This is a genomic window from Paenibacillus sp. MT86 (genome assembly GCF_058792535.1).
This window is the reverse complement of sequence record NZ_CM179499.1, coordinates 1,393,367-1,409,338: the sequence shown is the minus strand read 5'-3', so window position 1 is coordinate 1,409,338 and position 15,972 is coordinate 1,393,367. Positions and strand designations below refer to the sequence as shown.

At 55.9% G+C, this 15,972-nt stretch carries 12 protein-coding genes; 1 reads left to right on the top strand and 11 read right to left on the bottom strand.

Going from position 1 to position 15,972, the window contains the following annotated elements; genetic code table 11:
* Positions 1-55: 55 nt before the first annotated feature.
* The 3 genes from AC3RCL_RS06060 to AC3RCL_RS06050 all read right to left on the bottom strand — a co-directional run bounded on the left by AC3RCL_RS06060 (position 56) and on the right by AC3RCL_RS06050 (position 3,303).
* Positions 56-880: a carbohydrate ABC transporter permease gene (locus tag AC3RCL_RS06060; protein WP_492534869.1), complete on the bottom strand. Its 825-nt coding sequence runs from the start codon at positions 878-880 to the stop codon at positions 56-58.
* 63 nt (positions 881-943) lie between these two features.
* Entirely contained in the window at positions 944-1,909 is a 966-nt protein-coding gene (locus AC3RCL_RS06055; RefSeq protein ID WP_492534867.1) for a carbohydrate ABC transporter permease, read from the bottom strand.
* A gap of 29 nt (positions 1,910-1,938) precedes the next feature.
* Positions 1,939-3,303 (bottom strand): ABC transporter substrate-binding protein, encoded by a 1,365-nt coding sequence (locus tag AC3RCL_RS06050; RefSeq protein WP_492534865.1) that lies wholly within the window; start codon positions 3,301-3,303, stop codon positions 1,939-1,941.
* 194 nt (positions 3,304-3,497) lie between these two features.
* Between AC3RCL_RS06050 and AC3RCL_RS06045 the strand changes: the two genes are divergently transcribed.
* Complete coding sequence (locus AC3RCL_RS06045; protein ID WP_492534862.1) at positions 3,498-4,298, top strand: cache domain-containing protein; 801 nt, start codon at positions 3,498-3,500, stop codon at positions 4,296-4,298.
* A gap of 57 nt (positions 4,299-4,355) precedes the next feature.
* On the opposite strand, the gene AC3RCL_RS06040 is transcribed toward AC3RCL_RS06045, so the two are convergent.
* From AC3RCL_RS06040 to AC3RCL_RS06005, 8 genes are all read right to left on the bottom strand, one after another.
* Entirely contained in the window at positions 4,356-4,547 is a 192-nt protein-coding gene (locus AC3RCL_RS06040; protein WP_492534860.1) for a hypothetical protein, read from the bottom strand.
* A gap of 54 nt (positions 4,548-4,601) precedes the next feature.
* Complete coding sequence (locus tag AC3RCL_RS06035; RefSeq protein WP_492536271.1) at positions 4,602-7,700, bottom strand: glycoside hydrolase family 2 TIM barrel-domain containing protein; 3,099 nt, start codon at positions 7,698-7,700, stop codon at positions 4,602-4,604.
* A gap of 150 nt (positions 7,701-7,850) precedes the next feature.
* Positions 7,851-8,663 carry a carbohydrate ABC transporter permease gene (locus tag AC3RCL_RS06030; RefSeq protein ID WP_012819319.1) on the bottom strand — a complete coding sequence of 271 codons (813 nt, stop codon included), beginning with the start codon at positions 8,661-8,663 and terminating at the stop codon, positions 7,851-7,853.
* Positions 8,660-9,673 carry a carbohydrate ABC transporter permease gene (locus AC3RCL_RS06025; RefSeq protein ID WP_452517483.1) on the bottom strand — a complete coding sequence of 338 codons (1,014 nt, stop codon included), beginning with the start codon at positions 9,671-9,673 and terminating at the stop codon, positions 8,660-8,662. The genes AC3RCL_RS06030 and AC3RCL_RS06025 overlap by 4 nt, the downstream gene beginning before the upstream one ends.
* Before the next feature lie 23 nt (positions 9,674-9,696).
* Positions 9,697-10,974: an ABC transporter substrate-binding protein gene (locus tag AC3RCL_RS06020; RefSeq protein ID WP_492534857.1), complete on the bottom strand. Its 1,278-nt coding sequence runs from the start codon at positions 10,972-10,974 to the stop codon at positions 9,697-9,699.
* 141 nt (positions 10,975-11,115) lie between these two features.
* Positions 11,116-12,291: a response regulator transcription factor gene (locus AC3RCL_RS06015; RefSeq protein WP_176502478.1), complete on the bottom strand. Its 1,176-nt coding sequence runs from the start codon at positions 12,289-12,291 to the stop codon at positions 11,116-11,118.
* Positions 12,269-14,014, bottom strand: coding sequence for a cache domain-containing sensor histidine kinase (locus tag AC3RCL_RS06010; protein ID WP_492534854.1), 1,746 nt, complete (start codon positions 14,012-14,014; stop codon positions 12,269-12,271). The genes AC3RCL_RS06015 and AC3RCL_RS06010 overlap by 23 nt, the downstream gene beginning before the upstream one ends.
* A 217-nt stretch (positions 14,015-14,231) precedes the next feature.
* On the bottom strand, positions 14,232-15,938 hold the full coding sequence (locus tag AC3RCL_RS06005) for an amylo-alpha-1,6-glucosidase (RefSeq protein WP_492534852.1): 1,707 nt from the start codon (positions 15,936-15,938) through the stop codon (positions 14,232-14,234).
* Positions 15,939-15,972 lie beyond the last annotated feature (34 nt).

The following is a 15,972-nucleotide window of genomic DNA, read 5'->3' as shown; positions in this document are numbered from 1 at the left end:
CTCGTCTTTCATCCTTTCGTCTGCATTTTCGCCTTCTCAAGCGCTGAATACGCCGTTATTTAATACCGGCCATATTATGGTTCTGCACAAAATATTTCTCGGCGAACAGGAATACCAGCAGGATCGGAACGAGACTGACCAAGGCCGCCGCAATCATGAGCTGTTCATTGCCGGTCCACTGTCCGGACAAGGAGAGTATGCCGATAGGCAGCGTATACTTCTCGTTCGAGGTCAAATAAATGACAGGCGTCAGAATCTCGTTCCACTTGCCCATGAACGTAAAGATCGCCAGCGTCGCCAGCGTGGGCCTGGCCATCGGAATGAAGATCCGCAGATAAATCTGGAACGGATTGCAGCCCTCCATCTTGGCCGCTTCCTCATACTCTTTAGGTATATTCATAAAAGCTTGCCTCATGAGGAAAATGCCAAACGGTTGAGCCAGCCATTCGATGATCCACAGCGGCGTGAGCGTATCCAGCATGTTCAGTTTGTTAAAAATGATGAAATGCGGGATGATGATGACCACCGCCGGAATCATCATCGTCCCCAGCACCATCACGAACAGCGCGCCTTTCAGCGGAAAGCGCAGTCTCGCGAACGCATAGCCGACCATCGAGCAAGAGATTAGTGCGCCGATGACGGACAACGCGGCCACGATGATGCTGTTTAGCGTGTAGCCGCCAATATTCCCAAGCTGGAACACCTGGGCGTAATTGGACCATTGGAATACTTCGGGAATCCAACGGGGCGGAACCGTTGTATATTCCCTGTAGGTTTTCAATGAATTCATAAGCGCCGACAGAAACGGCACGATCATGATGAGCGAGCTGATCCCGATCAGTACGTATCCGATACTTTTTCCCAGCAGTCTTCTTCTCATTTGAGGCTCCTCCTTCCCCCGATGCCGTTCCGCACTTGCAGTAGTTCCATCTTGAACGCCGGATCAGTCATAATGCACCCATTTCTTTTGAGCGCGAAGCTGGATGAGCGTCAGCAGGAACAGGATCATGAACAGCACCCAGGCAATGGCGGAAGCATAGCCCATCCTCATAAACGTGAACCCTTCGCGATATAAATACAGCATCATGACCAGGCTCGAGTTATTCGGGCCTCCCGCCGAGCTGATGTCGCCCCTGCCGGTCAGCACGTAGATCTGTTCGAATGCCTGGAAGGTAGAAATCGTGCTCATGATGACAACCAGGAAGGTCGTCGGCGAGATCAATGGAACCGTAATGTACCGGAATTTACGCAGGGCTCCTGCGCCGTCGATCTCCGCGGCTTCGTACAAATCCCCTGGAACGCTCTGAAGTCCCGCCAGATAAATGACCATGATATAACCGATCCCTTTCCAAACCGCAATGAAGACGAGCAGCGGGATGGCCAGCTTCGGGTCCTGCAGCCAGCTTTGCCCTTCCAGCCCCAGTTTGGCGAGCAGCGTATTGGCCAGGCCGAAGCGAGGATTGAATACGGCGTCGGCGACGTAGAGGATGACGGTCCATGAGGAGATCACCGGGATGAAGTGAGCCATCCGAAACCATTTAAGCCCTTTCAATCGCTGGTTTAACGCGACGGCCAGCACGAGCGCGAGAAAAGTCTGGAGCGGTACGAACAGAACCGCAAAATACAGGGTGTTCCACAGGGAACGCCAGAACATCGAATCCTCGGCCATGCGCCGAAAATTATCCAATCCGCTCCACTCGGGCGGATTCAGCATATCGTAATCGGAAAAGCTGAAGTACAGGGATGCGGCGAGGGGACCCGCCACAAAAATGATAAAGTGGAGAAGATAAGGGGAGGCCATGAGCAGCCCCCATCTCCCCTCATGATCCCATTTCCGTTTTCGGGCGGGCTTTCCATGCGGCATCGGATCGGCTTTGAGTGCTGCATTGTCGTTTAGCGTATTGTCCATTTCACTCCCGCCTTTCTTCCACCCTTGATTTATTTTTTATAAAAATCATCGAGGACCGCCTGAACGGCTGCGTCCGCTTCGCTTAACGCCTGATCGACGGTTGCATCGCCCAGGAAGGCTCGCTCCGCATGTTCGTTGAATTTGCCCACCCATTCTTCCCATACCGCGTTGTTGTCGAGCGTTTGGGCGAACTCCAGACTGTCCAGGAAGGCCTGGCGGTTAGCCGGCTGCTCTCCCGCCTTGAGGAACACTTCGGATTCCGCTACGGATTTTTTCACGGGCACGGCTTCGCCAAGCTCCGTCCACTGCTTCTGCACATCGTCTTCCGTAGCCCAGTATTTAATCCACTCCCAGGCAGCTTGCGCCTTCTCGTCGCTCGACTTCTGGTTAATCACCCATGAATTGGCGATGACCGGGGACACCCGCTTGCCGTCAGGTCCCTTCGGCAGCAGCGTCACGTCGTAATTCAGGCCGGCTTCATTCGCTGCCTGCACCCGGGCATAAATGCCGATCCGCATGGCGGCCGATCCGCTTGGGAACACGGCGGTATTGCTCTGGAAGCTCTTCAGGTCGACCGGATCCGTAATAATGCCGCGCTGCATGCCGTCGACCATCCATTCGAACGCCTGCTTGTTCTCCGGGGAATTGATGATCGAGTTCTCCGCCTTCTCGTCAAGGGCACCGCCGCCGTAGGATTTCATCACGGAGAACCAGCCCTCGGTAATGCTGAAGAAGGTAAGCCCGAACTGATTCACGCTGGCTGCATCAAATCCGGTGTCCTCGGCTGTTTTTCCGCCGGCGTCCACCGTCAGCTTGGCTGCCGACGCTTTCAGGTCTTCCCAGGTCCATTCGTCCGTAGGATACGCTACGCCTGCTTTATCGAACAGATCCTTGTTGTAAAACAGCACGCCGACCTGAATGCCCTGCGGCACGCCCCAATAGCGTCCGTCCGCGTCCTTGTTGAAATCGAGGCCGTAGTACTCGTCGGCTTTCAGATCCTTGGCAATCCAATCGGTCAGATCCTTGGCGGCACCGCGCTGGGCATATTTCATGACGTAGACGCCGTCGGACAGCCATACGTCCGGCGCCTGGCCGGCCGCGATCTGCGTATCCAGCTTCTGATAGAACTGCCCGTAAGGAGCGCTCTGCGTCTTCACCGTAATGTTCGGATGCTTTTCCTCGAACTGCTCGATCAGCTCCTTCATCTTCGCATCGGAGCTGTCGCTCGAATAATATCCGAGCAGGATTTCTACCTTCTTATCTTCCTCGCCGCCTCCGGTGCCGGGAGATGCGGTGCCGGTCTTACCATCGCTGGCATCACCGCATCCGCTTACAATGATGGATATCAGCAATAAGGCCGTTACCCAGCTGTAGAACCCTTTTCTCTTTTTCACTAATCGTCGCCCCCTATTAATGTTGAAATGGATTAATGAGATTGTAGTTGATAACGACCGTCAGCGCCCATGTACTTTCTTATCCCACTTGTGATTTCTTGCCGCGGCATCATGGTTTTTTATTTACAACTTGTGTTTTTTTGCTACAATGTTCCTTACATTCCCTACTTCAAAGCCAGGAAGGCGGAAGAGCGATGAACATCCAAGGCGTTTCCATCGGTAATCTGACCATTAACCAACGATTGTTCGTGCTGATCATCCTATTCATTGGCCTCCCCTTCTTTCTGCTCGGCAGCTTCTGGTACCAGTCCTCCACCGAAGCGATTGAACAGTTTGCCGCAGGCGCCAACAAGCGTATCATCGAGCAAACCAACGTCTCGCTGGATTCTTACATATCCAATCTGGAGAATTCCACCTATCCCTTTATCCATAACCCGCAGATCCAGCAATTTCTCTCGACCACGGAGCTCACTCCCTATGCCTATTTTCAGCTTGCCAAAAAAGTGGAGGACGACTTGTTCGCCCAGATGATCTACGGAAGATCGGATATCATCGGGATCTCGCTCGTCGCCGAGAACAAGCGGCAAATTACCGATTACGAAAGCGCGCCGGGACTGCTCGATATGAGCGAAATCCGCAAACGCAACCGCTCCTTTCAAGCGCAGCTGGACCAATACAACGATTTTCAGATCATCGGCCTCAGCCGGGTAGGAAACACGCCTTCCCTCACCGTCGCCCGGAAGCTCTATGACAATTCATCCTTTCTCTATAAAGGCTTATTGATCGTCGACCTCAATCTGAAGCAGATTGGCGCCATCTGCTCCAACGATTCGCTGGGCGGCTTTGACGTCTGGATTATGGGCGGCGACGGGCATATGATCTACCATCCGAATCCGAAACAGATCGGGGCCGAAGTCGAGCGCGGAGGCCGGAAGGTATGCGCGGCAGGTTCTAGCACCTGCCGTTGTGGAAAGTCGATATTAAGGCATGCTTGACCATAAACCATAGCACACTGGCTCTTGTCGATTAAAACCATATAGGGCATGATGGAGTCATACGTGGATAATCAGAATGCCCGTCGACACCAACGCGCCGATCTCGTCTTCCCTTAGCCCCCGGAAGAGCAGATGCAGATTCAGGACGAGTGTATAGAGGCCGATGCCGATGCCGTAGAAGGCCTCGCTTATCAGGAACCGGCGCACCCCCGTAGACAGCTGCAGCAGGTCTTTGATGTAAAAGGACATGTTATTCCCCTTCTCCAGAAAATCCGAAAACGATATGAGATGAACATCACCGGGTTACTCGTATAATCCCGCTTCCGAGCGCATCCGCCTGCTCAGCCGTACCGGATCGGTATCCTCGGCAGCGTAAGGCTTCAGCAGCATGCGGAACGAGAAAGGCTCCGGCTTGATCGAGTGCTCGGGTGCCTGTGCCGGACCGCAGCTGTTGCTGCCAAGCCCGTTCTGCCGGTAATCCAGATTCAGCGTAATGAAACGCTGCGGAACCAGATCGCTGGCATGCGCGGCAGACTCCACGTCCTGATCGGCGTAGCGGCTCGCACTGAAATTAAGGGAGGGGTCGCCTACGGCAAGAAGCCCCAACCCCGCACCATCCGCCAGCGAGACCCAGCGGACATCCGAGCGGTTCCCGTTTTCCTGCGGATAGATATAGGGCGTAAACAATCCGTCCACGGTGCTGCGGTATTCCCCGAACCGTCCCGCTTCCAGGCTGTCCGGGTAGCTTTCCCCAGGTCCTCTGCCGTACCACCGGACATGTTCCATGTCACCCGCGACTTGCATTTGCAATCCGATTTTGGGCAGCATGCCGGGCGGCGTGCCGATCGGCTCACCCTTCACGTCCATGATGATCAGGCCGCTGGAAGTGATCGTATAGGTCGTTTCGCAGCGGAAGCCCCAGTCGTATACCGGCGGAGCGATGCGGGAAACCCGCTTTACCTCAACGCATTCCCGGTCCAATCGCTTCCATTCGAAATGATCGACCCGCTCGGAGAGCCGGTCCAGATGGGCCTTGCGCCAATCCGGAAGCACGTACATGTCGTTATCGATCGGCGGACGCCAGAAATTCAGCGCCGGTCCGCCAAGTGCAATTCTTTTGCCATGCATGGACAAGGTTTCGAAGCCGGCATGAAGGGCGCTGAGGGACAGCTGAAAGCTTCCATTCTCCACTTGAAGGCTATGCTTATCCTCGCTAATCTGTAATGGGCCCCGCCGCAGGGAAGCAGCCGACTCGAATTCGGGCTTGAACGATTCCCGCATCAGAAGCTGGGACCACGCCACCTCATGCCCCCGTTCCGCCCAGCGGCAGTCCGCGGCCAGCGAGAGGGATACTTCAAGCCACAGCTCGGCGTAAGGACTCGCGCCTATTGTCGCGTCCCCCAAAACCTCCAGGAGGCTTAGCTCCGCGCCTGTGCCTGCTTCGATGCGGGGAAGCTGCAGGACTCCGCTACGGACAAGCTGTCCATCGGCCAACACCCGGTAATGGGCCTGCAGATGATCCAGCGAAATGAAATCATAGCGGTTCATGATATGAAGCACACCGTGCCTTGGCATCGACATGCGGACCGGTTCAATGACCTTTTTGTATTCCAGAAGTCCGGGTGAAGGCGTCCGGTCCGGACGGACCAAACCATCGATGACGAAATTGCTGTTGTTCGGCACATCGCCATAATCGCCGCCGTACGCATAATCCTTCCTGCCGTCCGGGGTCCTTCTGCTCAGCCCGTGATCGATCCATTCCCATACGAAACCGCCCGCAAGGCGGGGATGGGCTTCAAAGGTATCGAAGTAGGGACGCAAGCCTCCGGGTCCATTGCCCATCGCGTGCGCGAATTCGCACAGAATATGCGGCTTGGGATGATCGGCCATTTTGCCGAAGCCTTCCATCTTCTCGACGGAGGAATACATCGTGCTCACCACGTCGCACACCTCGGCTTCGCGGTCCTCCTCATAATGGATCAGCCTCGTTGGATCATGCTCCCGGCACCACTCCGCCATCGCGCGGAAATTGCAGCCGAAGCCGGATTCGTTGCCGAGGGACCAGAACAGTACGGACGGATGGTTTTTATCCCGTTCCACCATCCGGCGGACACGGTCCACGTACGCTTCCTTCCAATCCGGATCGTCGCTCAGGCGGGAAATGTTGCCGAGCGGCTCAAAGCCGTGGGTCTCCAGATCCGTCTCTTCCATCACGTACAGCCCGTACACGTCGCACAGCTCGTAGAACCGGGGATCATTCGGGTAATGAGCGGTCCGTACGGCATTGATGTTGTGCTGTTTCATCAACCGGATGTCCTCCAGCATCGTGGACAGGGTGACGGTTCGGCCCGTATCCGGATGATGGTCATGGCGGTTGACGCCTTTCAGCAGGATTGCCTTGCCATTTACCAGTAGCTGTCCGTCCTTCACTTCGATGGAGCGGAAGCCGACGCGCTGCGCCACCGTCTCCAGCGTCTCCCCCTGATTATCCCGCAGGGTGATCACCAGGTGGTACAGCGCCGGTGACTCGGCACTCCATAAATCCGGGCCCGCCACCTCGATCTCAAAATTCTCCACGGAAGAGTGCCCGACGTCTTTGCCGGTTGACCCCGCTTCCGCTCCGGCGCCATTCAACAGCTGCAACTGGACGAAGCCGCGCTCCGTACCTTCCAGCTCCAATTGCACCTGCAGCTTCGCGTTCAGATACTCCGCATCCAGCTCGGTCGTTACGCGGAAGTCGTTGACGCGAAGAGCCGATGGCTCCGCGATCAGGTATACGTCCCGGAAAATGCCGCTCATCCACCACATGTCCTGGTCTTCCAGGTAGCTTCCATCGGACCATTGGTATACCCGGACGGACATCTTGTTTACGCCGGGCTTCACATAAGGCGTCATATCGAACTCCGAAGTCAGCCGGCTCCCCTGGCTGTAGCCGATAAACGTCCCGTTCAGCCACACATGGAACGCGCTGTCCACCCCGTCGAATTTGACGCAAATTTTTCTGCCGTCCCAATGCTGCGGAAGCTCGAACTCGCGGACATAGCTGCCGGTCGGATTCGCATTTGGCACATGCGGCGGGTCCACGGGGAACGGATAGTACAAGTCCGTGTAATGCGGATGCCCGTAGCCCTGCAGCTGCCAGTGTCCCGGAACCGGGAGGTTATCCCAGGCCGATACATCGTAATCCTCCTCATAAAATGCTCCCGGAGCGCTCTCCGGCTCCTCGGCATAGTGGAATTTCCACACCCCGTTCAGCGATTGGTACCAGGCCGAACTGCCTCTGTCATAACTAAGCGCTCCGTCCGCATCCGCGAACGGAATGAAATAGGCCCGGCTTTTTGCCCGATTTCGTTCCAGCACGCTCAGGTCATCCCAGTCGCGGCCGATACGATGGTCTTTCATCATGTCTCTCCATCCTTTCCCAAGCGGTCTAAGCTTCTAGAGGTCGTTCAAAAAGCCATCTTTCCATGACTTTTTGAACACGCACTTCTATGTTCTGATGCTGCTTCAAGCTCCATATCCATTGTGGATGCCGCTTATCGCCGGCACCGTTTACCCCTTGATCCCCGTTGTGGCGATGCCGCCAACGATATAACGCTGCGCGAAGAAAAAGACGGCCAGCGGCGGAATCGAGATCAGGCAGGTGATGGCCATAATGGATTGCATGTCGACGCCGTGCATGCCCTTGAATTGGGATAACCCCAGCGTCAGCGTATATTTCGTCTGGTCGTTCAGGAAGATGAGCGGGCCCAGGTAATCGTTCCAGCAGCTCATCATATGGAACACGGCCACCAGGATGAGCGACGGACCCATCAGCGGCACGATGATCCGCAGCAGAACCGTCATTTTGCCCGCCCCGTCAATCGTTGCCGCTTCATCCAGCTCCTTCGGCAAGGTCATGATGAACTGGCGCAGCAGAAAAATGAAATAAGCGGAGCCGAACCAGGACGGAACGATGAGCGGTTTGAGCGTATTGATCCAGCCCAGGTAATTGAACTCCATATACTGCGGAATCATGGTCACTTCCCAAGGAATCATCATGGTGGCAAGCACGATCAGGAACAGCGCGTCCCGCCCCTTGAATTGAAACCGGGCAAACCCGTAAGCCACCAGCGTGCACGAGACGAGCTGCCCGAGCGTCGACAGCAGCGTAACGATCAGCGTATTTTTCAAAAACAGGTTAAACGGCTGAATGCTCCAGGCCTCCGCGAAATTGCTGAACCTCCACACGGAAGGAAACCATTTCGGAGGAAACAGATAAAGCTCCTGCTGCGACTTCAGCGCCGTCGTGACGGCCCAGAAGAGCGGAGCAATGAACAGCAGCGAGCACAGAATGAGCAGTGCGTACGTGATCACCTTTTTCATACGGAACTTCCCTCCCTGCTGGCTTGAACCCCTTGCTTGGCACGCTTCGGCTTCGCCTTCTCCTTCTTTGTCTTCATCTCGCCCTCATAGAACACCCAGGCCTCCGAAGACTTGAACACGAGGAACGTCAGCGTCAGCACGATCAGGAACATGAACCAGGCGTTGGCTGCGGAATACCCCATCTTGAAATATTTGAACGCATTCTCGTACATGTACATCGCATAGAAAAACGTCGACTTCAGCGGGCCTCCGCCCGTGAGCAGAAGCGCCAGCGTCAGCTGCTGGAACGCGGCGATGATGGACGTAATCAGGTTGAACAGCAGCGTCGGCGTGATCATCGGAATGGTCACATTGAAGAACTGCCGAATCTTGCCCGCCCCGTCCATCGAGGCCGACTCATACAGGTCCTTCGGAATTCCCTTGAGACCCGCCAGAAAAATAAGCATCATCGAACCCTGTCCCCATAGGCTTGCAATGACCATGGCGACCAGGGACCACTTCGTATCGTTCAGCCAGTCCGGCCCTTCGATGCCGACCAGCGATAAGAAATAGTTCAGGATTCCGTAATCTCCGCTGTATACCCAGGACCAGATCATGGCGAGGGCGACGCCGGAAATGACCGACGGCAGGTAGAAGGCGGTGCGGAAGAACGCGCTCCCTTTTACCTTCTGATTCAGCAGCATGGCAAGCCCCAAAGCCACGATGATGTTCAACGGCACGAACAAAGCCGCGAATTTCAGCGTAACCAGCAGCGATTTCCAGAACAGCGGATCGTTCGAGAACATCTCCACATAGTTGTCGATGCCGACAAAGGTCACTTGGCCTACGATCGGCCAATCAAAAAACGAAATGACGAGGGAGAACAGCAGCGGGCCAAGCGTGAAAACCAGGAATCCGAATATCCATGGAAAAATGAAGAGGTAGGGCACGGCCCCACCCCAACGTTTTGGTCCAAGTCGCTTCGGGGCCGCTGTCTGCTGTTGTGGGTAAGGCACTTGCGTTTGGGCCATTTTCGCGAACCTTCTTTCTTCGATTATTTCAAATAGCGTTCGCTATCCTTCACCGCCTGGTTCAGAACCTCCTGCGCATCGCTGCCGAACATGACGGATTCCACGGCTGCCGACAGCTGGCGGTTCACTTCGTTCCATTTTGGATTCAGCAGAAAGGCCGGCGTATTGTCCGAGCGCTCCAGCATCGTGTAATACGGCTTGTAGAGCGGATCCTGGTCCTTCTTCAGCTCGTTGACCACGCTGACCCGGACCGGCAGGTCGGCCACGCGCATTTTGATCGCTTCATCCGATACGTAGAATTTGATGAACTCCCACGCCAGATCCTTGTTCTTGGAATCCTTCGCTATGGATAACGCGGATTCGGCCAATACGCCCTTCACTGGCTTGCCCTCGAAGGCCGGCATCTCTACCGTGCCCACATCGATTCCGGCTTCCCTGAAGGATTCCAGCGGCCAGATGCCGCTCTCCCACATGGCAATCTTGCCGGCTTTGAAAATATCCTCGCCGCTCTGCTGCCCTTTGCCTCCGGTCAGGACCGCCGAGCCGTTCTTGAGCATATCGCCCAGCATCTGAATGGCTCCCGCCGTTTCCTTGCTGTTCATGTAGCCTTCGATCGTTTTGCCGTCCTCCGAGATGAAGGATCCGCCGTTGCTCCATACGAACCCTTGAAGGTCATACGTATCGTTCTCGGCCCGCACGCCGAAGCCGTACTGCTTCTTCGATTTATCCGTCAGCTTCTGGGCGATTTCCTGGAATTCCGCCCATGTCCATCCATCGCTCGGGTAAGCAATGCCCGCATCGTCGAACATCTTCTTGTTGTAGTACACCACCCGGGTCGTAAAGCCCGCCGGGATTCCGTACAGCTGATTGTCGATTTTGCCGTAGTTGAACAATCCTTGGTAAAAATCATCGATGTTCAAATCCTCGTCCTTGGACGCGTAACCGTCCAGCGGCTCCAAGGACTGGTGATACGTCGGAAAATCCCACATGTACATCACGTCCGGCGGATTGGCTGCGCCGAATCCGGCGGCCAGCTTCTGATCGAATCCGTCGGCATAGGCCTCGACCTGCACCTTCGTGCCGGGATGCGACTCTTCGAACTTCTTGGCGATCTCCTGCTCGATCTTCAGCGCATCTCCCGTATCCCATGTCGCGAAACGAAGCGTGGTTGCCGCCTTCGATGAGCTGCCGTCCGGCTGCTTCGCGCTGCCGGTCCCGCCGCTGCCGCCGCATGCGGCCAGCAGCGATGCCATTAACGTCATAACCGAAACCATTGCGATCCATGACATTTTCTTTTTCATATTGTCAGCTCCCCTAAAGTATTGAGTTGATATGAATTGAACCGCTTTCATCATAACTCGGATGAAAGCGGTTCAAAACGTGCGCTGATTCGCAGATGATCGTATTTTTGTTCGAACTTTAGCCCGCGGGTGTTCATTTGTTTACGATGATTCCCCTTTTTGTTCGGCACGGTATTGGCTTGGCGTCTGACCCGTGCAGCGCTTGAACCATTTGCTGAAATATTTGCTGTCTCCGAGTCCCGTCTTCTCGGCGATCTCCTGCATCGTTAAGGAGGTTTCGCGCAGTAGGCCGTAAGCAAGGCGGAGCTTGCGCTTATATTGGAACGCGATGAAGCTGTCGCCGACCGTTTTCTTGAACAGGATCGAAAAATGGCTGCGGCTCAGCCCCACCTGCTGGGCCAGCTCCGCTGCCGACCACTCGTCCGCGGGATGTTCGTGCAGCAGATGAACCGCCTGCAGGATCGGCTCCGGCCACTGCTCTCCGTTCAGACCGTACACCCGCTCCAGCTCGGCTTCCTTGTGCAAGGATTGAAAGGCTTTCTGCACATCCACCGAGTCCTGAAGACCTCCCCGCCAATTCCAGGCAAGCTTCCCGCATCGGCTCTTAATCTCCACCAGCAGCCCGTCCGCCGCTTCCTTATATTCCTCCGGCACGGCCCAATAGCAGCTGTCCGCGCCGTACGGGACCCGCTTGCTGCTGCGCAATCCCGGCTCCTCGGAGCCCTGCTCCTTCAGCAGGTGCTCCCAACTGCCGCTGCAGCCCGCCGTTTTGATCAGATACAGCGAAATGCGCTTGCCCTCTCCCAGCCCGGCGCGGCTGCAAAGCTCCCGAAGTTCTCCGGGGAAACGGTCGCTGTGCCCGTTAAGCCAAGCAAACAAATGGGCGGAAACCTGTTCTTCCAGCCCGTACACGTTGGCCGGCGCATCAGACAGCTCGCGTTGAAATTTACCCAGCATCGCTTCGAGCTCTTCGTCCTCGAAGGCGGTTTTCAGCAGATATCCGGACGCGCCAAGCCGCATCCCTTCCTGGGCATATTCGAAATCCCGGTGGCAGCTGAGCAGAATGATCCGGGTTTCCGGCGCAGCCTCCTTCACCTTCCGGGAGAGCTCGATCCCATCCATCTCCGGCATGACGATATCCGTAATGACGACCTGCGGCCGAAACTCCAGAAAAGCCTCCCAGGCTGCCTGGCCGTTGGGGCTGTCCGCCACAACCTCCATCCCGAACCGTTCCCAGGGCACCGTGGAGCGGAGTCCCTTGCGCACAATGCTTTCGTCGTCGGCAATCATCACTTTAATGTTCCCTGTATTCATCATCGAAAGACTCCTCCCTTTTCGGCCAGCGTATGATGATGGTTGTTCCTTCTCCCTTAACCGAATGCACCTTCAGTCCGTAGAGAGGACCGAAATGCAGCTTGAATTTCTGGTCGGCGTTCCGCACGCCAAGCCCGCCGCGGCCCTTCCGCTTCGTCTCCGGCGAAAACAACCGCGCCAGTTTGTCCTCCCTGATGCCGGCTCCGTTATCGCGGAGCGTGAGCACAAGCTCGTCATGATCCTCCTCGACCTTGACATGGATCTCTCCCTGCCCGTCCGTAAAGGCATGGAAAAATATATTCTCGAACAGCGGCTGAAGCGTCATCCGCGGAATCAAATACGGCAGAAGCGAATCATCGCAATCCAGGCGATAACGAAATACTTCACCGTACCGGATTTCCTGAATCTTCAGGAAGTGGCCGATCATGCGCAGCTCCCTGTTTAGGGTAACGAGCTCCTGGGAAATATCCAGATTTCCCTCCAGCACCATCGTCAGATGGTACAGCATCTGGCGAATGTCCTCCGCGCCTTGCAGCCGCGCCTTCCACTGGATGGAATTCAGGGTGTTGAACAGCAGATGGGGGTTGATCTGATAATGGAATGCGCGCAGCTCGGCCTCTTTTTTCAGCCGCTCGCTCTGCTCCACCTCGCCAATCAGGGTCTGCACGCCCGTTACCATCCGGTTAAAACTCATGTCGAGGCTGCCCAGCTCATCCCTCCCCTCGATCGGCGTACGGGTATCCAGCTTGCCGAAGCTTACCTTCTGCATCGAGTCCTTCAAGGTCCGGATCCGCGAAGTGAACCGGGAGGAGAACAGATAGGCGATGCCAAAAGCGAGCAGGCAGGAGACGATGGCAACAACCATCGTGTTCGCCCGGATCACGTCCGAGGATTGATAGAACGCCTTGGCGGGAATTCTGGCTTCCATGGTCCATTGGTTGGCGTCAATCCTCCGGGTCCAGGCCACATCGCTGTCATGGGGCGTATACGGAGCGTCCGTCTCATACACGACCGTGCCATCCGGCGATGTAATAAGCAGGTGGGCATGCGTATCGGCCTCGAACTTGGCATAACTTCGCAGCAGCTCCTCGGCGTTCTCCTCGATCAGGATGACGCTGCCGTCCTGAGCCTTGTCCGGGTGATGGATCGGCACCGCCAATCCCAGGACAGGCACGTTGTCGCTATCGCTGTTATTAATGGAATGATCCTGCGGATAGAAGCCCAGCCAATAGGTGCCGGCATAGGCTTTCGGCCTGGCGTTCCACGCCGGGATATTGCCGAGTTTGTTCACGTCCAGGTTGTTCTCCCCATAGTAATAACCGGAGCTCGTTATGATGTAGATTCCGGCTGTCAGCTGCGTCCGCAGGGATTTCAACAACGATTCGAAATCGTTCTTCTCCATGATGTCGCCATAGGTGGACGGCGTCCCGTTTCCGATTCCCGAATGGCTCGGGTCCAGCAGGTAGGAATAAATCGTCTCCGCCGTCTGCTTCATCCGCCCCAAAGCCGAACTGGTCTGCTGCTCCAGCTGCGCCACGGCATTATCGCCGTATTTGCCGAACTGGGAGTTAATCACTTTAGCGGATTGCACATAGGAAAGTCCGCCAAGCGAGAACAGCGGAATCAGGGTGACGACTAAAAAACAGGTAAGCAGCTTGGTTCTTATGCTGTGATAGGTGCCGGTGAACATCCGTCCGGCTCGGTCTTTGATTCCCTGAAAATTCATGGTTACTCTCCCCATTGTCGTATCGAATCGTATCGTGAACATCCATCCGATCGTTCGCCATGCGGCTGTACTGCTTACGAGATCCCGTGATACCGCTTTCATTATAAACCTGAACAAAGGGCTTGTAATTAGGCGGCAACTGGAAAATGAGAGGAAACGGAAAAAGCACCTCCTCCGCAAGGCCAAAAGCCCGGGAAGAAGTGTCATTCCGTGACAGTTATAACGTGTATTCATGTCCCAAAATCAAAAATACGCTGGAGGTCCAGGTGAACGCCCGATCGCGCAGCCCGGCTCCGGTCAGGGCATCAAAATTCTCGGCCATGCCGCTGAGACTGACCATTCGGCAGTACCGCTGCGCAATTTCCATGGCCAGCTCCTTATCGCCGGCCGCCGCCACCCCTTCGACCAGCAGCATCGTGGAAGGAGCCCAGATCGGTCCGCGCCAATATCCGTCCGGCTTATAGTATGGGCTGCTTACGCTTTCGGTCGCCCAGCCGTTGCTCGTCAGAAATCGGCTTTCATCCCGAAGCCCTTCCAGCAGAGCCGTGCGGATATACTCGGGAAGGCGTTTACCCAGCAGGATAGGAACGAACAGCAGCAGGCTGTCCCCTTCGGACGGCTCATGCGTTCCCGAACGGCAGGCCGTAAACCGGCCGTCCTTCCAGAAGTGCCGAATCATGCGGTCCAGCGTATCGTCCGCTCTCCGTCTCCATCCGGCCGACTCCTCCGACAGGCCCAGCAAGCCCGCGATTTCGGCCAGCGTCTCCATCTGGATAATCAGATAAGCGGCAAGGTCGGGACTCTCGACGGGAATGCCGTTATTGAACGCCGTGCTGTTGTCCCAGCCCGAGTCGTTGCCGTGGTTATACTGGGGAATGCCGTCGCCGTCATGATCCCGGTGCGTGAACCACCACTGCGTCCATTTCGCTAGAGGGCCATAGACCTCGCGCAGCTGGGCCTCCTTGATGTAATCCGTCCGACGCATCATCCAGGCCAGCGTCCAGCCGTGAATCGGCGGTTTGTTGCAATTCCAAAGCTCGTATTTATCGTTCACGAAGTCCGGGATCAGGCCGCTCTCATCCTGCCGGTCAAAAAAGATCATGAACTGGTCCCAAGCCAGCTCCGGCTGATGCCGCACGAGAGCCATCGCGTTAAAGCAGTTGTCCCAGCTCCAGATGTTGGTCATCCAATTCTTGGACATGTACATGGCCGGGCGAGTCAGGCAGCCTTCGGCGGGAACCACGCAGGACCAGGTAATATAGGCGGCCAGCTCCCTGGCTTCCTGCCACTGCTCAGAGACGGCAAGGGTATTGTTCAGCCATCTGGCGTAATCCTCGCGAGCGCTTACAACCGCATCGTCGAATGACTCCCATTCGCCGCGCGGCTTCAAGACGGTCATGAACTCTTCGACCGCAAATTCGGCCACATTGGATGCAGGATCCACGGAAAAGTCGGCGGTCACACGCGAGCTCTTGATCTCGTTCCATTCAACCTCCATGCCCATCTGGCCCGCAAGCCGGGTCAGCATGAAGCGGCAACCATGCGTGAAGCTGTTCACCTCCCAGCCGTCCGGATGGGTCTCATAGGCATAATCATACGCGGCGGGGAAAAAAGTAAGCCGGATGCCGCAGCCTTCCGAGCGGAATCGCACGGTCCGGGAGTCCGATATGCAAATATCCGCATGGCCTAACGAATCGGATGCCGTTAGCCTGATGTTGTCGGGTGATGCAATAGGTTCAAACGGAACCGGCTCGTTCTGCCGGTTTAGCAGTTCTATCAGAAACGCCTCGCCAAACTTGTCATCCCCTCCGCGGACGGTTCGCAGGTAAAGACCTTGTCTGCGATCCTTGGCCGCTGGCAGGAGGGATATCGCCAAGAAGGACGCTCTTCGGCTGAAAGGTACGATATTCAGATCAAAATTCATAGGACATCTCCTTCGCTGAGGTATCGCTTTCATT